This window comes from Streptomyces sp. NPDC050287 (genome assembly GCF_044459385.1).
In the GTDB taxonomy this organism is placed as follows: domain Bacteria; phylum Actinomycetota; class Actinomycetes; order Streptomycetales; family Streptomycetaceae; genus Streptomyces.
Map to the genome: position 1 here is coordinate 687,786 of NZ_JBITIY010000005.1, position 20,212 is coordinate 707,997.

At 70.0% G+C, this 20,212-nt stretch carries 19 protein-coding genes; 8 read left to right on the plus strand and 11 right to left on the minus strand.

The window, feature by feature from the left end:
- Positions 1-143 precede the first annotated feature (143 nt).
- Positions 144-950, minus strand: coding sequence for a DeoR/GlpR family DNA-binding transcription regulator (locus tag ACIBK3_RS21685; protein ID WP_399367675.1), 807 nt, complete (start codon positions 948-950; stop codon positions 144-146).
- A 307-nt stretch (positions 951-1,257) separates the two neighbouring features.
- Here ACIBK3_RS21685 and ACIBK3_RS21690 point away from each other — a divergent pair, with 307 nt between their 5' ends.
- The 7 genes from ACIBK3_RS21690 to ACIBK3_RS21720 all read left to right on the plus strand — a co-directional run bounded on the left by ACIBK3_RS21690 (position 1,258) and on the right by ACIBK3_RS21720 (position 9,109).
- On the plus strand, positions 1,258-2,334 hold the full coding sequence (locus ACIBK3_RS21690) for a sugar ABC transporter substrate-binding protein (protein WP_399367677.1): 1,077 nt from the start codon (positions 1,258-1,260) through the stop codon (positions 2,332-2,334).
- Positions 2,335-2,367: 33 nt separating this feature from the next.
- Entirely contained in the window at positions 2,368-3,213 is an 846-nt protein-coding gene (locus ACIBK3_RS21695) for an ATP-binding cassette domain-containing protein (RefSeq protein WP_399367679.1), read from the plus strand.
- A gap of 122 nt (positions 3,214-3,335) precedes the next feature.
- The gene (locus ACIBK3_RS21700) at positions 3,336-4,460 is read left to right on the plus strand and encodes a sugar ABC transporter permease (protein WP_399367837.1); all 1,125 of its coding nucleotides are present in this window, start codon (positions 3,336-3,338) and stop codon (positions 4,458-4,460) included.
- Positions 4,461-4,465: 5 nt separating this feature from the next.
- Positions 4,466-5,974: an FGGY family carbohydrate kinase gene (locus ACIBK3_RS21705; RefSeq protein ID WP_399367681.1), complete on the plus strand. Its 1,509-nt coding sequence runs from the start codon at positions 4,466-4,468 to the stop codon at positions 5,972-5,974.
- Positions 5,971-7,458: an FGGY-family carbohydrate kinase gene (locus ACIBK3_RS21710; RefSeq protein ID WP_399367683.1), complete on the plus strand. Its 1,488-nt coding sequence runs from the start codon at positions 5,971-5,973 to the stop codon at positions 7,456-7,458. The genes ACIBK3_RS21705 and ACIBK3_RS21710 overlap by 4 nt, the downstream gene beginning before the upstream one ends.
- Entirely contained in the window at positions 7,455-8,078 is a 624-nt protein-coding gene (locus tag ACIBK3_RS21715) for a histidine phosphatase family protein (RefSeq protein WP_399367685.1), read from the plus strand. Before ACIBK3_RS21710 ends, ACIBK3_RS21715 begins: the two co-directional genes overlap by 4 nt.
- Positions 8,075-9,109 (plus strand): 2-hydroxyacid dehydrogenase, encoded by a 1,035-nt coding sequence (locus ACIBK3_RS21720; protein ID WP_399367687.1) that lies wholly within the window; start codon positions 8,075-8,077, stop codon positions 9,107-9,109. Before ACIBK3_RS21715 ends, ACIBK3_RS21720 begins: the two co-directional genes overlap by 4 nt.
- A 26-nt stretch (positions 9,110-9,135) precedes the next feature.
- Here ACIBK3_RS21720 and ACIBK3_RS21725 read toward each other — a convergent pair whose 3' ends face one another.
- A complete protein-coding gene (locus ACIBK3_RS21725; protein WP_399367689.1) occupies positions 9,136-10,581 on the minus strand; it encodes a glyceraldehyde-3-phosphate dehydrogenase in 1,446 nt (481 codons plus the stop codon).
- Positions 10,582-10,779: 198 nt separating this feature from the next.
- Between ACIBK3_RS21725 and ACIBK3_RS21730 the strand changes: the two genes are divergently transcribed.
- Positions 10,780-11,181, plus strand: a complete 402-nt coding sequence (locus ACIBK3_RS21730) for an SseB family protein (protein WP_399367691.1) — start codon at positions 10,780-10,782, stop codon at positions 11,179-11,181.
- Between the two features lie 163 nt (positions 11,182-11,344).
- Here the strand turns inward: ACIBK3_RS21730 and ACIBK3_RS21735 are convergent, their stop codons facing one another.
- Genes ACIBK3_RS21735 through ACIBK3_RS21775 form a run of 9 tightly spaced genes read right to left on the minus strand, consistent with a single transcriptional unit; the run spans position 11,345 to position 20,068 of the window.
- Complete coding sequence (locus tag ACIBK3_RS21735) at positions 11,345-12,721, minus strand: FAD-binding oxidoreductase (protein ID WP_399367693.1); 1,377 nt, start codon at positions 12,719-12,721, stop codon at positions 11,345-11,347.
- Positions 12,718-13,824: an acyl-CoA dehydrogenase family protein gene (locus ACIBK3_RS21740; protein WP_399367695.1), complete on the minus strand. Its 1,107-nt coding sequence runs from the start codon at positions 13,822-13,824 to the stop codon at positions 12,718-12,720. Before ACIBK3_RS21740 ends, ACIBK3_RS21735 begins: the two co-directional genes overlap by 4 nt.
- Positions 13,821-14,825, minus strand: a complete 1,005-nt coding sequence (locus ACIBK3_RS21745) for an ABC transporter substrate-binding protein (RefSeq protein ID WP_399367697.1) — start codon at positions 14,823-14,825, stop codon at positions 13,821-13,823. Before ACIBK3_RS21745 ends, ACIBK3_RS21740 begins: the two co-directional genes overlap by 4 nt.
- Positions 14,826-14,835: 10 nt before the next feature.
- Positions 14,836-15,933 carry an LLM class flavin-dependent oxidoreductase gene (locus ACIBK3_RS21750; protein ID WP_399367699.1) on the minus strand — a complete coding sequence of 366 codons (1,098 nt, stop codon included), beginning with the start codon at positions 15,931-15,933 and terminating at the stop codon, positions 14,836-14,838.
- A 23-nt stretch (positions 15,934-15,956) separates the two neighbouring features.
- On the minus strand, positions 15,957-16,922 hold the full coding sequence (locus tag ACIBK3_RS21755) for an ABC transporter substrate-binding protein (protein ID WP_399367701.1): 966 nt from the start codon (positions 16,920-16,922) through the stop codon (positions 15,957-15,959).
- A complete protein-coding gene (locus ACIBK3_RS21760) occupies positions 16,919-17,635 on the minus strand; it encodes an ABC transporter ATP-binding protein (protein WP_399367703.1) in 717 nt (238 codons plus the stop codon). The genes ACIBK3_RS21755 and ACIBK3_RS21760 overlap by 4 nt, the downstream gene beginning before the upstream one ends.
- 5 nt (positions 17,636-17,640) lie before the next feature.
- Positions 17,641-18,531, minus strand: a complete 891-nt coding sequence (locus ACIBK3_RS21765; protein ID WP_399367705.1) for an ABC transporter permease — start codon at positions 18,529-18,531, stop codon at positions 17,641-17,643.
- Complete coding sequence (locus ACIBK3_RS21770) at positions 18,528-19,367, minus strand: sulfurtransferase (RefSeq protein ID WP_399367707.1); 840 nt, start codon at positions 19,365-19,367, stop codon at positions 18,528-18,530. Before ACIBK3_RS21770 ends, ACIBK3_RS21765 begins: the two co-directional genes overlap by 4 nt.
- Positions 19,364-20,068 (minus strand): alpha/beta hydrolase, encoded by a 705-nt coding sequence (locus tag ACIBK3_RS21775; protein ID WP_399367709.1) that lies wholly within the window; start codon positions 20,066-20,068, stop codon positions 19,364-19,366. Before ACIBK3_RS21775 ends, ACIBK3_RS21770 begins: the two co-directional genes overlap by 4 nt.
- Between the last annotated feature and the right edge of the window lie 144 nt (positions 20,069-20,212).

Consider the following 20,212-nt stretch of genomic DNA (forward strand, 5'->3'; position numbering starts at 1 on the left):
GGACTCGCCGCGCGACGGCGGGTGATCACCTTCGTAAACCGCGGGGTGGGCGGGTCGGGCGGCGGGACCTTGACAAGGTCCCGGCTCTGGCCGTCCAGGGCACGATCAAGGGCGTCCTGTCCCCGCCGCACGCGAACCGGGTTTCACTCCGTGTCGACGACGAGGACTTCCACACCGCCGGCCTGCAGTGTGTCCAGCTCTGACGCCGAGATGCCGGCGTCGACGACGACGAGGTCGAACGCGGTGACGGGTGCGAGCTGGTAGAGGCCGCGGCGTTGGAACTTGGTGTGGTCGACCAGAAGGATTTTGCGGTCGCAGGCTTCCATCAGGGCTCGTTTCACTCCCACCGTCTCCTGGGACTGGTGGTAGCAGTGGCCGCGGGTGATGGCGGTCGTCGAGGCGAACAGTGTGTCGGCACGCAGGGTGTTTGCCGCGTCGATGGTCCGTATGCCGAGGAATGCGTCGTAGGCGGGGTAGTACGCGCCGCCGAGTGAGATGAGCTCGATTCCCGGACTGCCGGCGAGAACCTGGATGACGGGTACGAAATTGGTGATGATCGTCAGCGGTGCGCGCTGCGAGAGCAGTCCGGCGAGTGCGAGGCCGGTGGTGCTGTCGTCGACCATGAGGGACTGCCCGGGCTTGACGAGGCCAAGTGCGGCACGGGCGAGTGCGCTCTTCGTCGGTGCCATGGATTGGGTGCGGTGCCGTATGTCGCCGTGGAACGCCGTCGACGGTTGTGCGGTCGCCCCGCCGCGGACTTTCCTCAGCCACCCCTTGCCCTGCAGGTAGTCGAGATCCCGGCGGATGGTCATCGGTGTCACGCCCAGCTCGTCGGCGAGCCGCTCGATGCGGACGAAGCCTTCGTCGACGACACGGCTCTTGATCCGTTCCCGCCTCTCGCGCGGCCCGCGTCCGCCCTCGCCGGTGGCTGGATCTTTGTCTTCCTCCATGAAGTCCCTCTGTTCCCTTTCTGTTAACGGAACACATAGGCCCTGTGTCGGGCTTTCATCTCGTCCGCTGCGCGCGCTCACCTGCAACGAGCGTGTTACAGCAGGGTTTGTGGCGCGCTCCCCGAAGGAGCATGGCACACCGATGTTCACCCATGCCAGGACAACGAACAGCCAGGCTGATCAAAGGATCAAACATCGGTGTTCAGTTCTCAGGATGTGTTGACACCCGCAGGAGCCACGCGTTTCTTGTGCGTTACGTCGTTGCGGCCAACCGGCAGCTGCACGGTCCTGGATCAGGGAGTCGAACATGAGAAAACTGGCCATTGGCGCTCTCGCCGGCATCCTCGCCCTGGGCGCTCTCACGGCATGCGCTCAGGAACCGAGTGGCGGGAACTCCGGGACCGCCAAGGCGGACGGAAAGTCGGGCAAGGTCGCGTTCCTCATGCCCGACCTGGCCTCCACCCGCTACGAGCAGTACGACGCTCCGCTGTTCAAGAAGCGTATGGCCAAGCTGTGCCTGGCCTGCGGGGTCATCTACCAGAACGCCAACGGTGACGCCTCGCTTCAGCAGCAGCAGGCGAATTCCGCGATGGCCCAGGGTGCAAAGGTGATCGTGATCGACCCGGTGGACTCGGCCGGCGCGGCCACGATCGTGCAGACGGCGCAGTCCCAGGGCATCAAGGTGGTCGCCTACGACCGGCCCATCCCGGACAATCCCGCGGACTTCTATGTGTCGTTCGACAACGAGGCGATCGGCGAGTCCATTGCCCAGTCGCTGGTCGATCACCTGAAGGAGACCAAGGCCCAGGGCGGTGTGCTCCAGATCAACGGATCTCCCACCGACGCCGCCGCGGGGCTGATCAAGAAGGGTGTCCACAACGCCGTCGACAGCAGCGGGTTCAAGCTGCTCGCCGAGTACGACACACCGGGATGGGCTCCGGAGAAGGCCCAGCAGTGGACGAGCGGGCAGATCGCCCAGTACCGCGGCAAGATCGCCGGAGTCGTGGCCGCCAACGACGGCACCGGCGGCGGAGCGATCGCGGCCTTCAAGGCCGCGGATGTGAAAGTCCCGCCGATCACCGGCAACGACGCAGAGCTGGCAGCGATCCAGCGCATCATCGCGGGAGATCAGTACAACACCATCTCCAAGCCGATCAAGATCGTCGCCGAGGCGGCCGCGGACGTGGCTCACCAGTTGATGCAGGGCAAGGAGCCCAAGGCGGACACCAAGCTGTTCAACACCCCGTCGCAGCTGTTCAAGCCGACCGTCGTGACACAGAAGAACCTCAAGGAGGTCATCTTCGGCTCCGATGCAGTGCTCAAGGTGAAGGACGTGTGCACCGCGCAGTACGCCGCCGCCTGCGGACGCCTCGGCATCCAGTAGCGGTCTGAAGTCTCTGAGGAAAAGAGGGTCACGATGACAGGCACCGCGGTCACCGGTGCGGGCACGGACACCGTGTTGTCGCTGAGCGGAATCTGCAAGAACTTCGGCGCGGTCGCCGCGCTGACCGATATCGAGCTCGACGTCGCGTCCGGTGAGGTGGTCGCCATCGTCGGGGACAACGGCGCCGGCAAGTCCACACTGGTGAAGATCCTGTCCGGGGTGTACACGCCCGACGCGGGAGAGATCTTCTTTCACGGCGAGAAGGTGTCTCTGGGCTCACCGGCCCTTGCCCATGCGATGGGTATCGCGACGGTCTTCCAGGACCTCGCCCTGTGCGAGAACCTCGACGTCAAGGCGAACCTGTTCCTGGGCCAGGAACTTCGGCCCTGGATGCTGGACGACGTCGCCATGGAGAAGCGCTCCTGGCAGTTGCTGCGACAGCTGTCCGCGAAGATCCCCTCACTCAGCGTCCCGGTGGCCGCCCTCTCGGGCGGCCAGCGGCAGACGGTCGCGATCGCACGATCCCTGCTGAGCAACCCGAAGATCGTGCTGCTCGACGAGCCGACGGCCGCTCTGGGCGTCGCGCAGACAGCCGAGGTCCTCAACCTGGTCGAGCGGCTCAAGGACAACGGACTCGGCGTGGTGATGATCAGCCACAACATGGAGGACGTCAGGGCGGTGGCCGACCGGGTCGCGGTGCTGAGGCTGGGCCGCAACAACGGTGTGTACGACGCCAAGGACGTCTCCTCCGAAGAGATCGTCGCCGCGATCACCGGCGCGACCGACAACGTGGTCTCGCGGCGAGCCGCAGGCCGGCCGACTTCCCCGCAGGAAAAGCAGGAAAAGCAGGAAAAGCAGGAAGAGAAGGAAGAGCTGTGACCATCACCGGAGAGTCGGTGGCAACGGCCACCGACCTGCAGGACGAGCGTCTCCTGACGCCGCAGGGCATCACCGACAGCATCAGGGCCACGATCCGCCGCGTTCGGGGCGGAGACCTGGGCATGCTGCCCGTCGTCGGCGGCATCGTGGTGATCTGGACGATCTTCCAGATACTCAATCCGACTTTCCTGTCCAGCACCAACCTGGTGAACCTGTCCTTCGACATGGTCCCGGTGGGCGTCCTCGCGCTGGGGATCGTCTGCGTCCTGCTGGTCGGCCAGATCGACCTCTCCGTGGGATCGGTGAGCGGTGTGTCGGCCGCGATCACGGCCGTCATCATGGTCAAGAACGAGCAGTCGATGTGGCTGGCGCTCGTCGCGGCCGTGGCCGGCGGCTGCCTGATCGGCTGGCTCTACGGCCAGGTGCTCAACCGCGTCGGCGTGCCCAGCTTCGTGGTCACCCTGGGAGGGCTGCTGGCCTTCCTCGGCGTCCAGCTCTGGCTGCTCCGAGGCCAGAACGCGATCAACCTGCCCTACGACTCCACCCTGGTGAAGTTCGCACAGCTGTGGTTCGTCCCCCACTGGATGGCTTACGCACTGGCGGTGGTGGCCGCGGGTGGATTCCTGGCCACCGGGTGGGTGCGTGCCCGAACCCGACGCGGCGCCGGGCTGTCTTCCTCGTCGCCGCAGTGGCTGGTCATGCAGTCGCTCCTGCTGCTGGCCGGGCTGCTGCTCGTGGTCTTCTACCTGAACCGCACCCGTGGTGTCGCCTGGATGTTCGTGTTCTTCGTCGCGCTGGTGCTGGTGATGAACTACGTGCTGTCCCGCACGAAGTTCGGACGATCGATCTACGCGGTCGGCGGCAATGCCGAGGCGTCCCGCAGGGCCGGCATCGACGTGCGGCGGATCTACACCTCGGCGTTCGTCCTGTGTTCAGGCCTGGCCGCGGTCGGCGGCATCCTGGCCGCCTCGCGACTGGCCGCGGCGAACCAGAGCACCGGTACCGGAGACGTCAACCTCAACGCCATCGCCGCCGCGGTGATCGGCGGGACCAGCCTGTTCGGCGGCCGCGGCTCGGCCATCGCCGCCCTGCTCGGAGTCCTGGTCATCCAGTCGATCTCCAGCGGTCTGACTCTGCTGAACCTCGACTCCTCCTACCGGTTCATGATCACCGGCGCGGTCCTGCTCATCGCCGTCGGCCTGGACTCCGTCGCCCGGCGCTCGCGCCAGGCCCACGGCCGGGGGTGAAGCCAGTGACTGCGATCGCCATCGACGCGGGCACCACCACCATCAAGGTGGTCGGATACGCCGACGACGGGAAGGAGCTGGCGGTCAGCAGGCGGCCGACCCAGGTGACGCGGCCCCGTAACGGGTGGGCCGAGCAGAACATGTCCGAGGTCTGGGCCGCGGTCGCCGACGCCGTCCGGGAAGTCGTCGCCGCGCTGCCCGGCGTACCCGACATGGTCGCCGTCACCGCACAGGGCGACGGCGCCTGGCTGGTCGACGGTCAGGGTCGTCCCACCGGGCCCGCCGTGCTGTGGAACGACGGACGGGCCACCGCCCAGGTCACGGCGTGGGAGCGCGACGGGGTGGCGCGGGAGGCGTTCCGGATCGGCGGGTCGCGGGTGTCCACCGGCATGCCCAACGCCGTACTGGCCTGGCTGCGCGAGAACGACCCCGACCGGGTGGCCCGATCGAGCCACCTGCTGACCTGCGGTGGCTGGCTTCACCTGAAGCTGACGGGTGAGCCCGCCGTCGACGAGTCGGACGCGTCAGCACCGTTCATGGACATCAGGCAGCGCGCCTGGTCCGACCGGCTGTTCGAGCTCTACGGCCTTCAGTGGGCGCGACAACTCCTGCCCGAGCTTCGCGACGACGACCACCGGGTCACCACGATCAGCACCGCGGCAGCGTCGGAAACCGGCCTGCCCGCAGGAATTCCGGTGGTGATGGCGCCGTACGACATCTGCGCCACCGCCATTGGCGCCGGCGCGGTGACCGCGGGACAGGCGTGCTGCATCCTCGGCACCACCCTGGCCACCGAGGTCATCACGGACACGGTGGTCACCGACGAACCGGTGGGCATCACCGTGACGCTCGGCGTCCCGGGTCGCTACCTTCGCGCCTTCCCCACCATGAGCGGCGGCGACGTCCTGGACTGGGGCGCAGGCCTGCTCGGACTGACCTCTGTCACCGATCTGATGGCTCTGGCAGCGCAGGGAAGACGCGATACGGCCGGGGTGCGGTTCATCCCCTACCTCTCACCTGCCGGAGAGCGGGCCCCGTTCTTCGACACCGCGGCGCGCGGCTCTCTGTCCGGCCTGTCTCTGGAAGCCGGCCGCGAAGACATGGCCCGTGCGCTGGTGGAGGGCGTCACGATGACCATCCGCGACTGCCTGGCCGCGGCCCCGGGTTCTCCGGACGGACTGGCGCTCTGCGGCGGCGGCACCAGAAGCGACTTCTGGATGCGGCTGATCGCCGATGTGACCGGCCTTCCTGTGACCATTCCCGCCTCCGCGGAGGTCGGGGCCCGCGGCGCCTGGCTGACCGGCCTGGTCGCCACCGGACGTGAGCCGGACTTCCCGACCGCCGCCGCCCGGTACGTGGAGGTTGCCGCCACGTACCAGCCCGATCCGCAGGCCTTCGACGACTTCAGCGACCGGTACACCGACTTCCTGCGGCTGCGGGAACTGAACCGGCCCCTGTGGACACGCGACCGCGGACAGACACGTCTGACCCCGACCGGTGGAGTCGGCGCATGACCGCCCTCGGAAGCGATGCCTGGCTGGGAATCGACCTGGGGACTCAGGGCGTACGCGTGGTCGTCGCCGCGTCCGACGGCACGCTGCTGGGCGAGGGCTCGTGCCCGCTGACCAGCCGCCGGGAGGACGATCGCCATGAGCAGCACCCCGAGCAGTGGTGGCGCGCGATCCTCACGGCGATCGACCGGGCACGCACCGCGGGTGCCGACCTGCGCCGGGTCCAGGGCGTGGCCGTCGACGCGACTTCCGGCACCATCACCATGGTGGACCGCCGTGGCCTCTGTGTGACACCGGCACTCATGTACGACGACGGGCGCGCCGCGGCGGAGGCAGAACAGGTCAACGCCGCCGGCGAGCAGCAGTGGGCCAGGGCCGGCTACCAGCGGATGCAGCGATCCTGGGCTCTGCCCAAGCTCCGATGGCTGCTCAACCACTATCCCCACGCCGCTGAGAACGGCTGGCGACTGGCACATCAGAACGACGTCATCAACCGCAGGCTCGTCGGGCACGAGGTACCCACCGACACCAGCAACGCGCTCAAGACCGGCGCCGACGCCGCACACGTGACCTGGCCCGAGCCCGTTCTCGCCGCGTTGGACATTCCCCGCGCGATGCTGCCCGACCTGGTGCTCCCCGGCACGGTCATCGGTCAGGTCTGCGCCGCGGCCGCCGCGGAGACCGGGCTCAGCGAAGGCACCGCCGTCGTCGCCGGGATGACCGACGGCTGCGCGGCACAACTGGGCTCCGGCGCGACGGCCGTCGGCAGTTGGAACTCGGTCATGGGCACCACCCTGGTCCTCAAAGGCGTCACCAAAGACCTCGTTCATGATCCGCACGGGGTCGTCTACTCCCACCGATCACCCTCCGGCCACTGGCTGCCCGGCGGAGCCTCCAGTGTCGGAGCCGGCCTGGTCGCACGCGAATTCGCGGACGCCGACCTGGAGACGCTCACCCGCGAGGCGGCGGCGCTGCTGCCCACAGACCTGTTGCGCTATCCGCTGGTCTCCCCGGGAGAACGGTTCCCCTTCGTCGCTGCGGACGCCCGCGCGTTCGGCAGCCGCGAGCCGGCCACCCGGGCCGAGTCCTTCGCCGCACTGCTGCAGGGCGCCGCCTACGTCGAACGGCTCTGCTTCGACTACGTGGACCTGCTCGGCGCCCCGACCGACGGAGCGATCGTCCTCACCGGCGGGGCCACCCGTAACCCCCTGTGGAACCAGTTGCGCGCCGATGTACTGCAACGTCCGGTGAGCCTTCCGCGCAACGCACAACCCGCGCTCGGCATGGCGGTGCTGGCCGCATCGAGCCGTGACGCTCTGGACGGCGTCGCCGCCGCGATGGTGCGACTCGACCGGACCCTCGAACCACGCCGTTCAGAGAAAAACCCGCATGACGAGGGGTACTTCCGACTGCTCGATCTGCTTGTCCAACGCGGCTGGCTCCCCGGCGTCGTCGCGACCCACGCACGAGAAAGGACGGCACATTGAGCCTCCATGTCATCTTCGTCCGTCACGGGGAGACCCTGTGGCACGCCGAAAACCGGTACGCCGGCAGCACCGACATCGCGCTCACCGAGCGCGGCCACACACAATCACGCGATCTCGCCAACTGGGCGGAACAGGCCGACCTGACCGCGATCTTCGCTTCCCCACTCACGCGATCGCAGGAAACCGCACGCGACAGCGCGGTGAGCACCGGGTTGACAGTGACCGTGGACGAACGGCTGCGCGAACTCGACTTCGGTATCGCCGAGGGCCTCACGCGCGCGGAGATGCAACAGCGATTTCCCGACCATCTTTCGGCCTTCAAGGCCGACCCGGTGACGAACCACTTCCCCAAGGGAGAGAACCCCCTGGCCGCCAGCGACCGTTATCTGGAGTTCCTCACCGACCTCCAGGTCGGTCACCGCGAAGGCCGTGTCCTCGTCGTGGGCCACTCCACAGCGATCCGGCTCGCGCTCTGCCGCGTTCTCGGCCTGCCGCTGCGCCAGTACCGCCGGACCTTCCCGTTCCTGGCCAACTGCGCCCTGAACGAAGTCATGCTCGACGACGGCGTGCCGTCGTTGCTGACGCTGAACCGCCCCGTGACCCCAGGAGCACTCAAGTGACCACCATCCTCGCCGCCGGTGACCACTTCGTCCTCAACTCCGTGCTCATCGACAGGCTCCGGCCGGCCGCACCCGGCGCGACGTTCCGCGAACTCACCCTGCCCTGGCCGGTCGAGCCCTTCGGGGAGGTGGCCGAGGTACGGGAGGCATCGGGCACCGAGGACCAGCTCATCGAGGCCCTCAGCGGAGTCGACATCTGCGTCACCCAGATGGCACCGCTCACCGAACGGATCCTCAAAGCCAGCCCCGATCTGCGCCTGTTCTGCGTCAGCCGCGGCGGCCCCGTCAACGCCAACCTCGAAGCAGCCACCCGGCACGGCGTCGCGGTCTCCTTCGCCCCCGGGCGCAACGCCACCGCCACCGCCGAGCACACGGTCGCCCTCATGATGGCCGCGGCCCGCCGCGTCCCCGCCACCCACGCGGACCTCGCCGCAGGCACCTGGCGAGGTGACTACTACATGTTCGACAAGGTCGGGCCGGAGCTCGAAGGCAGCACCGTCGGCATCGTGGGATACGGCGCCATCGGCTCCCGGGTCGCCCGGATCCTGCGCGGCTTCGGCGCACACGTGCTCGTCGCCGACCCCTTTGTCCGTCCGGACGACGTGTCACCGGCCGAGGTCACCGACCTGGCGGACCTCATGCGGCGCTCCACGTTCGTCACCGTCCACGCCCGCGCGACTCCGGAAACCGAGGGCCTGATCTCCCGGCAGATGATCGACCTGATGCCCGCGGGCGGCGTGCTGGTCAACTGCGCCCGCGGGTCCCTCGTCGACTACGACGCCGTGTGTGACGCGCTGGACGCCGGAAAACTCTTCGGCGCGGCCTTCGACGTCTTCCCCCGCGAGCCGATCCCCGCGGGCTCACGCCTGCTGACGACCCCCAACATCGTCATGACACCCCATTTGGCCGGCGCCAGCAAACAGACCGCCTTCAACGCCGCCTCCATCGTGGCCTCGGAAGTAGCGGGATTCCTGCGAGGCCGGCCACTCGCGCACTGCGCAAATCCAGACGTTCTCGGCCGACATCAGTGAGCTGCTGGAAGCCGAGGCTGACGAGGTCAGGCCGCCGGCGCCGGGTAGGTGGGGTACTCCACGCCGGAGACGTGCTGGACGACGCGGATGACCTGGCAGGAGTAGCCGAACTCGTTGTCGTACCAGAGGTAGAGGATCGCGTTGTCGCCGTCGACCTTGGTCGCGCCCGCGTCGACGATGGAGGCGTGCCGGGAGCCGATGAAGTCGCTGGAGACCGCGTCCGGGGCCGTGGTGAAGTCGATCTGGCGCTTGAGCGGCGAGGTGAGCGAGACCTCGCGGAGGTGGTCGAGAACCTCTTCGCGGGTGGTCTCGCGGCCGAGCCGCAGGCTGAGGATCGCGATCGAGACGTCCGGCACCGGCACCCTGATCGAGCTGCCGGTGATCGGCGCCTTGAGGTCGGGCAGCGCCTTGGCGACGGCGGAGGCGGCACCGGTCTCGGTGATGACCATGTTGAGCGGCGCGGAACGGCCCCGGCGGTCGGCCTTGTGGTAGTTGTCCAGCAGGTTCTGGTCGTTGGTGAACGAGTGGACGGTCTCCACATGGCCGCGCAGCACGCCGTACTCGTCCGCCATCGCCTTCAGCGGCGGCACGATCGCGTTGGTGGTGCAGGACGCGCAGGACAGGATCTGCTCCTCCGGCTTGATCGTGTCGTGGTTGACGCCGTGCACGATGTTCGGGACGTCGCCCTTGCCGGGCGCGGTCAGCACGACCTTGCCGATGCCGGGACGCAGATGCTGGGACAGGCCCTCGCGGTCGCGCCACCTGCCGGTGTTGTCGATGAGGATGGCGTCCTTGATGCCGTACGCCGTGTAGTCGACCTCCGACGGATCGCTCGCGTGGATCACCTTGATCTCGTTGCCGTTGGCGACGATCGTGCTGTTCGCCTCGTCGACCGTGATCGTGCCCTGGAACTGGCCGTGGATGGAGTCCCGGCGCAGCAGCGAGGCGCGTTTGACGAGGTCCTGCTCTCCGCCGCCCCGTACCACGACGGCCCGCAGCCGCAGGCCGTTGCCGGAGCCGGTCTTCTCGATCAGCAGGCGGGCGACGAGACGCCCGATGCGGCCGAAGCCGTAGAGGACGACGTCCCGCGGCTCGCGGCGCTCGGTCCTGTCCGCCCCGGTCGCGCCGGCGACCGCCTCGGCGGTGAACTCCTCCACCGACAGGCCGCGGTCGTCACTCCGGTAGGTCGTGGCGAGCATGCCGAGGTCGATCTGGGACGGGCCGAGGTCGAGCGTGGTGAGGGTCCGCAGGAAGGGCAGCGTCTCGGTGACCGACAGTTCCTCGCCGGCGATCTGGCGGGCGAAGCGGTGGGTCTTGAGGATGCTCACCACCGACTTGTTCACCAGCGAGCGGCTGTGCAGCAGGACGGTCACGTCCCGCTCGCGGTGCAGCTTCCCGATGAGGGGGATCATCGACTCCGCGATCTCCTCGCGGGTCTTCCAGTTGGCGAACGAGTCGTCCTTGACAGTCACGGGTATCTCTTTCGAGCTAGGTGGCGCTCATATGCTAAACCTCTCGGTCGGGGGACCGTGCACAGGGGTTGAACCCTGTGTTAACTCCTGAGGCCACCATGAATGCTCTGGCCGGCGTCGGGTACGCGATCAGGACCGCTTCCGGGGCGATCTTGTCCCGGGCGGCCCGCACTACCGCCGCTACCAGGGGAAACAGTCATGGATACACCCGCGTACGACAACAACGTCACCCCGGCCCGGCGGGCGCTGGACGCGCTGGCCGAGAACACCGAGGACACGGCGGCGCTGGACACTCTCGCGAGCAGTGAGGTGCTCGTGCCCGTGCCCGACGACGCCGGCCAGGAGGAGGCCAGTGACCCCGGCATGGTGGCACTGCCCGTCCTCGAACAGAAGGACGGAGCTCCGGTGGTGCCGGTGTTCACCTCCGAACCGGAGATGGCCGAGTTGCTTCCGTACGTCTCCCGCTATCGCCTGGTACCGCTGGGCGCGCTCGCCGCACAGTGGCCGGCCGACGACCTGTCCCTCACCATCGACGCCAGCTCCGAGCACCCGCTGACCCTCACCTCCGAGGGCGTGCGCACCCTGCTGGCCAGGCCGTAGGACCGAACGGATCGGGCCCGGCCACCACGCAGCGGCAAGGAGAGCGGCCGGGCCCGGGGAAAGGTGCGGGGCTGCCGCTTCCGCACCCGACCACACGCGTGTCGAACGCTGAGCCGTCCCCCGGCTGCACGCGCGCCGAGCGCTGAGACGTGCCCCACGCCTCTCACAGGCTCTTGCCGGGGTTGAGGATCCCCCTCGGGTCGAACACATCCTTGAGCCTGCGCTGCAACGCGTGTGCCGCGGGGCCGAGCTCCTCCGCGACCCACTGCCGCTTGAGCACACCCACCCCGTGCTCCCCGGTCAGGGTGCCGCCGAGCCGCAGCGCCAGCGCGAAGATCTCGCCGGCCGCCTCCCACGCGGCGTCCGGCAGCCGGTCCAGGGACGGGTCCACCACGATGATCGGGTGCAGGTTGCCGTCCGCCGCGTGCGCGAGGGTGAACACGGGCACGTCGTGCCGGGCGGAAATGGCCCGTATCTCGCGCACCGCCTGAGCCAGCCGGGAGCGTGGGACGGCGATGTCCTCGATGAGCGGGCGGCCCAGCCGCTCCAGGGCGGGCAGGGCCAGGCGGCGGGCGGCCAGCAGCGCCTCGGCCTCGGCGGGGTCCTCGGTCGTCTCCACCGTGGTGGCCAGGGGCGTGAGCAGCCGGGCGACCGCCGCCGCCTCGGCCGCCGCGCCCGCGCCGTCGCACTGCACCACCAGCAGCGCCGCGCCCCGCTCCCGCAGCGCCGGATCGATGGCGTGCAGCACGGGCCCGTCCACGAGCTCGGCCAGCGCGGGCTCGACTCCGGCCCGGGTGATCGCGTACGAGGCCTCGGCGGCCACCTCGAAGGAGGGGAAGTACGCGGCGAGCGTGGCCGTCGCCACCGGAATCGGCCGTAGCCGCAGCGTCGCCGAGGTGATCACGGCGAGGGTGCCCTCCGAGCCGGTGAGCAGCGCGGTCAGGTCGTAGCCGGTGACGCCCTTGACCGTACGGCGGCCCGTGCGCACCACTGTCCCGTCGGCGAGCACCGCCTCCAGCCCCAGCACACTGTCCCGGGTGACGCCGTATTTCGCGCACCTGAGGCCCCCCGCGTTGGTCGCGATGTTCCCGCCGATGGTGGACAGGGCCGCGCTCGCGGGGTCCGGTGTGTACCGCAGTCCGTGCGCGCCCGCCGCCCGGTCCAGCTCGGCGGTGATCACGCCGGGTTCGACGACGGCGAGCTGGTCGTCGGCGGACAGTTCGAGGATGCCGTCCATCCCGGAGAGGTCCAGGACCAGGCAGCCGTCGTGCGCGATGGCCCCGCCCGACAGCCCGGTGCCCGCCCCGCGCGGCACCACCGGCACCCGCAGCGCGTGGGCGTGCCGCAGGGTGACGGTGACGTCCTCGGTGCGCCGGGCGCGCACCAGGGCCAGCGGTTCACCGGCCGGCCTGGTGCCGGACCGGTCGGTGGCATGCGCGGCCAGTACCGCGGGATCGGTGGTCAGACGGTCGGGCGGCAGATCCCGGGCGAGCAGGCCGAGGAGCCGGGCGGAGGCGGTCGTTTCGGGTGCCGCGGTCACGGGTTCAGTGCCTTCGTTCCGATGGCGAGCAGGGAGACGTCCTCCTGGGGCGCGTGCACGGGCGCGCACTGGATGTCCCGGAAGTGCCGCTCCAGCGGGTTGCCGCGGGCCAGCGCCGGGTTGCCGAGCAGCCGTACGGCCGACTCCACGGCCCGTACCCCGTGCCGGTCGGCCAGCACCCGTGCGCCCAGGGCCTGTTCGGGGGAGTACGCGGTGTCGCCGGCGTCGAGTCTCGCGGCACCGTCGAACACCAACTGCTCGGCGGCGGCCAGGAGCACCTCGATCTCGCCGGCCGTGCGCCGGAAGCGCTCGGTACGAGCCACCGGGTGACCCAGGTTGGCGGGCACGCGGGTGTGGGCGAAGTGGTGGAAGAACTCCTGGGCGGCGCGGGCGACACCCAGGTAGAGGGCGGCGAGCGGGAGGTGGAGGGCGGCACCCGCCCGGTTGTCCTGTTCTGCGGCCGGTCCGTGCGGACCGATCCCGATCACGTGCTCGTACGGGACCTCCACCTCGCGGAAGGTCACGTCGTGACTGCCGCTCGCGCGCAGCCCCAACTGGTCCCAGCGGCCGGTGATCTCGATGCCGGGGGTGTCGCCGGGCACCAGGAAGGTGCCCACGCGCGGCTCCGGTTCGTCGGTGCTCGCCCACACCAGGAACCAGTCCAGTCCCTCGGCGCCCGTCACGAACCGCTTGGTGCCGCTGACGGCCCAGCCGTCCGCCGTCCGCCGGGCGCGCGTGACGGGCAGCCCGCCCCGCGCGGGAGACCCCAACTCGGGCTCGACGCGCGCGTGGTTGATCAGCACGGGACGCGTGAACGACTCCTTGACCACCCGCGCGTACAGCTCCTCGGGCCAGTGCGGCCGGTCGGCCTGCCGGGCGTGTGTGCCCAGCGTCATCGCCGTGATCAGGGCGACGGACGGGTCGAGCCGGCCCAGGGAGTGGAGGATGCGGGCCGTCTCCTCGACACCCGCGCCGCGGCCGCCGTACCGCTCGCCGATCGTCGCGGTGAGCAGGCCCGCCTCGTGGGCGATCCGCAGGGACTCGGCGGGGAAGGCCGCCGACCGGTCGTACGTGGTGGCCAGTTCGGCGATGCGCTCGGTCACAGGGCCTTCCTCAGGTCGGCGTTCAGTGCGGTGGTCCAGAACGACTTCACGTCCAAGTGGCTTTTGAGCGCCCCGAGTTCGGTGAAGGCGTCGGCGACCTTCTGCTGCGAGGCGATGGCGTCCGCGCCGACCGTCCGGGCCTGCGTCGGGCGCTGTGTCTGGGCGTCGACGAGGTCCTTGCGTGCCTGGACGAGGGGCTGGTGTGTTGCGTCCGCGGTGATCTTGGCGAAGCCGTCCTCGTGCCCGTCGCGGACGTACGCGTACGCCTTGGTGATCCGGGCGATGAGATCGGCCGCGGCCGCCTTCTGCGCCGGGCTCTCCAGGACGCTGTCCCGTGCCGACCACAGGAAGTTGCCGGACAGGATGTCCCGGCCCGATCCGACCGTGGTGGCGCCCTGCTGGTGGGCGGTGATGATCGAGGTGCCGTAGGAGGCGAGGGCGTCGATGCTGCCGCCGTTCAGCGCGGCCAGGCCGTCGTTGGGCAGCAGCGGCTTGGCGTCGATGTCGGACCACTTCAGGCCCGCCTGCTTCAGCAGCTCGTACAGGAAGTAGTGGGCGGTGGTGTTCTGGACGTAGCCGACCTTCCTGCCCTTCAGGCCGGCGATGCCGGTCACCTTCGATCCCTTGGGGACGACGACCTCCTGGTTGAGGGTCGCCGCGCGTTGCACGGCGACCACCTTGAAGTTGGGTTCACCGTCGGCGGCGGCGAAGACCGGTGGGATCTCGCTGGAGGAGGCGAGGTCCAGCGCGCCGGCCCGGACGGCCTGGAGCTGCTGGTCACCGCCCTGGAACTGGCTCCAGCGGATCTTGTACGGGGTGTCGTCGAGACCGGCGTACTTCAGGACGGCCTCCTCGACCTTCCAGCCGGTGGCGCCGACCCTGAGGGTGACGGAGGACGAGGACGGGGATTCAGCCTGTGCCTCGCTCCCGCAGGCCGCCGCGAAGGGCAGCAGCAGGACGAGGGCGGCGGCGGACGTGCGCAGAGTGCGGCGGAACAACACGGGCTCTCCATCAGGCGGCGTGGGCGGTGGCGCGGTGGGCGAGTTCCTGACGCACCAGCGGCAGGACGTGACGGGCGTAGTCGATGGCGTCGTTGAGCGGGTCGTAGCCGCGGATCGACAGCAGGTCGCAGCCGATGTCGACGTAGTCGAGCAGCGCCTTGGCCACCGTCTCCGGTGAGCCGACCAGCGCGGTGGAGGCGCCGGCCGCGTTGGTGGCGACCGCCGGGGCGGTCCACAGGCAGCGGTCGTGGACCTCGCCGCGCTCGGCGATGTCGAGCAGCCGCTGCGAACCCACGTTGGCCGGACGACCGGTGGTGCGGTAGTGGCGCAGCAACTCCGTGTTGCGGGCCTGGTCCTTGAGCACCCCCAGCGTGCGGTGTGCCTTCTCCCAGGCCAGTTCGTCGGTGGGCGCGATGATCGGGCGGAACGACACCCAGATACGGGGACGGGGGCGCCCGGCGGCGTCCGCGACCGCGTTCACCGCGGCGATCTGCTCCGCCGTCTCCTTCAGCGGTTCCCCCCACAGCCCGAAGATGTCGCCCTGCTGCCCGCCGACCCGGTAGGCGTCCTGCGAGGACCCGCCCACCGAGATCGGGACCAGCCCGCTCACGGGCTTCACGTCCGAGTAATAGCCCTCGAACCTGAAGTACTTGCCTTCGTGCGAGACGGGCCCGTCGGCCTGCCACACCTTCCGCAGGATCCGGATGTATTCGTCCGAACGCTCGTACCGTTCGGCCTTGTCGAGGTAGTCGCCTTCCCGGCGCTGCTCCTCGTCGCTGCCGCCGGAGATGATGTGCACGGTGAGGCGGCCGCCGCTGATCTGGTCCAGCGTGGCGAGCGCCCGGGCCGCGTGCGTCGGGAAGATCACGCCCGGCCGGTGCGCCAGGATCGGGCGGATCCGCTCGGTGTGGGTGGCGACGAACTGGGCGATCTGGAAGGCGTCCGGGGACGCCGAGTGGTAGGCGACCAGGGTGTGGTCGAAACCGCCGTCGTCCAGCGCGCGGGCGAACTTGCGCAGATGGCCGACGTCGAGCCCGGTACGGCTCGCCGCGGCCGGACCCGAGGCCCCGGCGTCGGTGTGGACGGCACTGATGAACTCGACAGGCATGAGCAACTCCCTGCAGGTGACGGCTACTTGAGAAGGGACGTGTCGGCCGACCCGGCCACGTCGACGTTCGGCTCCAGCACACCGATCCCGTTCATGAGGTCGGCCACGCCCTGCACGGTCTTGTTCACGTCCGAGGTGACGGGCAGGACCTTGCTGTACGCGGCCGAGGCAAGCGTCTTCGCCACGGAGGGGTCGGCGCCGTTGCGCTCCTCGATGGCCTGGGCGTAGGCGTCCTTGTGGGTGCTGGTCCATTCCAGGGCCGTACCGAGGCGCTTGAGGAAGTCGGTGAGCGCCGCCTTCTTCGAACGGTCGGCGAGAGCCTGGTCGGAGGCGCCGACGAAGCCGTAACCGCTGACCCGGCCGTCGGCACCGTCCGCGAGCAGCTTGCCGCCCTGCTCCAGGCCGACGGCCTGGTAGACGCCGAAGGTCGCCCAGGCCTTGATCTTCCCGGAGGCGAAGGCGGCCTGCGCGTCGGTCGGCAGCAGGTACTGCACCTTCACGTCCGAGTAGCTGAGCCCGTTCTGCTTGAGCACATTGGCCAGCAGATACTCGGCGATGCTGCCCTTCGCCGAGGACACCACGACCTTCTGGCCCTTGAGGTCCTTGACGCTGTCGATCCCGGAGTCCTTGCCCACGACGATGCCGACATGCCGGCCGTCGTTCTTCAGCGCGGCCACGTTCTTGAACTCCACCCCACCGCTGAGCGCCTGGAGGGCGGGGAGATCCGCGGAGTACGTCGTGTCGGCGGCGCCCGCCTGCACGGCCTGGTAGAGCGGGGCGGCGCCCTCGAACTCGGCCCACTCCACCTTGTACTTGGCGCCCTTGAGGGCATCGGAGGCGGCGACGATGGTCTGCAGGGTCTTGGCCTGGTCGCCGATGACGAGGGTGCCGTCCTTCGACGAGGCGTCCGCCGAGGAGTCCGCGCCGCAGGCGGTCAGCGCCAGCAGGGCGGAGAAGCTCAGTGCGGCGGCTGTGAGGGGGCGGATCACGACGGGGTTCCTTCCAACGTACGGGTCACGCCGAGCCAGTCCAGGAGGCGGGCGCGCAGGGTGACGAACTCGGGGGCGGTCAGGTCGCGGGGGCGGGGCAGGTCGACGGTGAGTTCGTGGGCGATGCGGCCCTCGTCCATCACCAGCACCCGGTCGGCGAGCAGCAGTGCCTCCTCCACGTCATGGGTGACCAGGAGGATCGCGCAGCCGTGGCGCTGCCACAGCTCGGCGACCAGCTGCTGCACCCGGCCCCGGGTGAGCGCGTCAAGCGCCCCGAACGGCTCGTCCAGGAGCAGCAGTTCGGGCTCCCGTACCAGGGCACGGGCCAGCGAGACCCGCTGGGCCTGGCCGCCGGAGAGCGTCTTGGGCCAGACGCCGGCCCGGTCCGCGATGCCGACCTCGTCCAGGGCCTTCGCCGCGAGCGTGCGGTCGGGCCGGCCGGGCAGTCCGAGGACGACGTTGCGCCACACCTTCAGCCAGGGCAGCAGCCGGGGTGACTGGAACGCGGCACTGCGGCGGGCGGGCACGGTGACCTCGCCGCCGATCTCCTCGTCCAGCCCGGCGAGGATCCGCAGCAGCGTCGACTTGCCGCAGCCGCTGTGACCCAGCAGGGCCACGAACTCGCCCTCCCGGATGTCGAGATCGAGCTCGTGCAGGACGGTGTTCCCGTCGAAGGCCCGCGAAAGCCCTCGTGTCTCCACGCTGTTGGTCATGACGCTCACGCCTCGCCCTCGAAGTTGGCGCGCCAGGTCAGCAGCCGGCGCGAAAGGATCCGTACGGCGAAGTCGCAGGCCAGCCCGAGCAGCGCGTACACGACGAGGCACAGCACGATGACGTCCGTACGGAAGTACTGTTGGGCGTTGCTCATCAGATAGCCGAGGCCCGCGTCCGCGTTGATCTGCTCGGCGAAGACCAGCGCCAGCCAGGCGGTGGACAGCGCGTAGCGCAGACCCACGAGGGCTCCGGGCAGCGCGCTCGGCAGGATCACGTACCTGATCAGGCCGAGCCTGCCGAGGCCCATCATCCGGGCGGCCTCGACGAGTTGGGAGTCGGTCGAGCGGATGCCGCCGTAGATGTTGAAGTACAGCGGATAGGTGACACCGAGGGCGACCAGCGCGATCTTCGGGGTCTCCTCGATGCCGAACCAGACGATGAACAGGGGGATCAGACCCACCCAGGGGATCGCCCGGAACATGCCCATCGAGGAGTCGATGACGTCCTCGCCGAGCCGGAACAGCCCTGCCAGCAGGGACAGGCTCAGCGCGACGGACGCCCCGATCAGGAAGCCGACGGCGGCCCGTCGGCCAGACGCGGCGATGGCGTCGGGCAGTTCGCCGGTCTTCGTGAGCTCCACCGCCTGGCGGACGACGTCCACGGGGGAGGCCAGCACGGATTCCGGGAGGACACCGGTGGCCGAGGTGAGGAACCACAGCAGGACCAGGCCCACGGGGCCCGCGGTACGGCGGACGGAACGGGGGACGGTGAGGCGGCGCGCGGTCCTCGCGGTGCCGCGGATGGTGACGCGGGCGGGTGGCGGGGCCTTGTCCGAGGGAGACTCGGATGCCGTCTGCTGCGGCAGCACCGCCGGGTCCAGGGGTTTCGTCGTCATGGGTGGTTTCCCTTCACGGCCGGGCGGGCCGGGTCGGCGGACCAGGCGGACCAGGAGCCGGGGAAGAGCGCGGCCTCGAAGCCGGCGATCTCCAGCGCGGCGATCTGGTGGGCGGCGGTGACACCGGAGCCGCAGTACACGCCGATGCGCGCGGCCTGGGCGGCCCCCTTCTCCTCGAACCGCTTGCGCAGCTCGTCGGCCGGCAGAAATGTCCCGTCGGGCGCGAGGTTCTCCCCGGTGGGGGCACTGACCGCGCCCGGGATGTGTCCCGCCCGTGGATCGACCGGTTCCACCTCACCCCGATAGCGTTCGGCGGCCCGCGCGTCCAACAGCAGCCCGGAACCGGCGAGTTCGGCGGCGCCGTCGGCATCGGTCACGGGCAGCCCGCCCGAGCCCAGTACGACGTCGCCGGGCGGGGGAGCGGCCGGGGTCCCGGACTCCAGCGGCAGCCCGGCCGACCGCCAGGCGCCCAGCGCCCCGTCGAGGAGCGTCACCCGGGCCAGGCCCGCGTGCCGCAGCAGCCACCAGGCGCGGGCGGCGGCGGTGTTGCCCAAGTCGTCGTGCACGACCACCTGTTGTCCCTGCCGGATACCCCACCGGCGCGCCGCGTCCTGCAACGTGGCGAGGTCGGGCAGCGGATGCCGACCGCCCTCAGGACTCGGGGGTGCGGCCAGTTCCGCGTCCAGGTCGACGTAGACCGCGCCAGGGATGTGGCCCTCGGCGTAGTGGTCGCGGCCGTGGGGATCGCCGAGCGCCCACCGCACATCCAGCACGACCGGTGGTGCGGCGGAGGTGAGGAGGTCGCGCAGTTCGGAGACGGTCGTCGTCACGGTCATGCGAGGCCCTCCGCGATCGCGGGCAGCTCGGAGGACAGGCGCAGCCGCTCCAGGAACAGCACGACGGTCGCGGCGGCCGTGCGGTGCAGGGCGTCGTTGAGGACGTCGTGCCGGCCGCCGTTGAAGGTCACCGTCCGTACCGAAGGGTGGCCCGCGTACGCGTCCAGCGCCTGATCGACCGGGCTGATCGCGTCGTCCTTGCCGTGCAGGGCCAGGACGGGAACGCTCACCCGGTCGAGGCGGAGGCCGGGCAGACCGGACGTGTCGCCGAGGGTGCCGCGCCGGAAATCCGGGTCGTTCGTCAGCCGGCCCCGGTGGGCGGGGCAGGCGGTGCGGGCCTCGACCTCGGCGTCCCAACCCCCCGAGGTCCAGGGGTCGGTGGGGAGACCGGCCAGGATCAGGGCGGCGACGGCCGCGGGCTGCTCGGCGGCGAGACGGGCGGCGTACAGGGCGCCGGCGTCCGAGCCGACCAGCACCCTCGGACCGGGCAGCGACTCGTCGGCGAGCAGCTTGGCCGCCTGGTCCGGCACGGTCGGATCGGTGCTCGCGTCACCGAGGGCACGGACGCGGTAGGCGTCGAAGGCGAGCCGGCGGCCGAACCGCTCGTACACACCTCCGTGTTCGCCCCGCCCGGCCAGCACGATCAGCGTGCCGCGCGCGGCGAGGCCTTCGGGTTCGTCCCACGAGAAGGATGAGGACATGAGGGGGCAACTCCCGTTTCGGGGCAGGGACATCCATGAGGAATGCGGACATAAAGGCGCATGGGAGGGCGTAAGGACTGGGGCAGGAGCAGCGGAGAGCGACTGCCACGTGTCAGTGAGAAGGAGACGCGATCGGCTCGGAGC

Excerpts from the sequence above, each read along its gene's own strand:
- ACIBK3_RS21775 (WP_399367709.1), bottom strand. The coding sequence starts at position 20,068 with ATGTCCTCATCCTTCTCGTGGGACGAACCCGAAGGCCTCGCCGCGCGC.
- ACIBK3_RS21770 (WP_399367707.1), bottom strand. The coding sequence starts at position 19,367 with ATGACCGTGACGACGACCGTCTCCGAACTGCGCGACCTCCTCACCTCC.
- ACIBK3_RS21710 (WP_399367683.1), top strand. The coding sequence starts at position 5,971 with ATGACCGCCCTCGGAAGCGATGCCTGGCTGGGAATCGACCTGGGGACT.
- ACIBK3_RS21685 (WP_399367675.1), bottom strand. The coding sequence starts at position 950 with ATGGAGGAAGACAAAGATCCAGCCACCGGCGAGGGCGGACGCGGGCCG.
- ACIBK3_RS21750 (WP_399367699.1), bottom strand. The coding sequence starts at position 15,933 with ATGCCTGTCGAGTTCATCAGTGCCGTCCACACCGACGCCGGGGCCTCG.
- ACIBK3_RS21765 (WP_399367705.1), bottom strand. The coding sequence starts at position 18,531 with ATGACGACGAAACCCCTGGACCCGGCGGTGCTGCCGCAGCAGACGGCA.
- ACIBK3_RS21695 (WP_399367679.1), top strand. The coding sequence starts at position 2,368 with ATGACAGGCACCGCGGTCACCGGTGCGGGCACGGACACCGTGTTGTCG.
- ACIBK3_RS21700 (WP_399367837.1), top strand. The coding sequence starts at position 3,336 with ATGCTGCCCGTCGTCGGCGGCATCGTGGTGATCTGGACGATCTTCCAG.
- ACIBK3_RS21760 (WP_399367703.1), bottom strand. The coding sequence starts at position 17,635 with ATGACCAACAGCGTGGAGACACGAGGGCTTTCGCGGGCCTTCGACGGG.
- ACIBK3_RS21690 (WP_399367677.1), top strand. The coding sequence starts at position 1,258 with ATGAGAAAACTGGCCATTGGCGCTCTCGCCGGCATCCTCGCCCTGGGC.
- ACIBK3_RS21730 (WP_399367691.1), top strand. The coding sequence starts at position 10,780 with ATGGATACACCCGCGTACGACAACAACGTCACCCCGGCCCGGCGGGCG.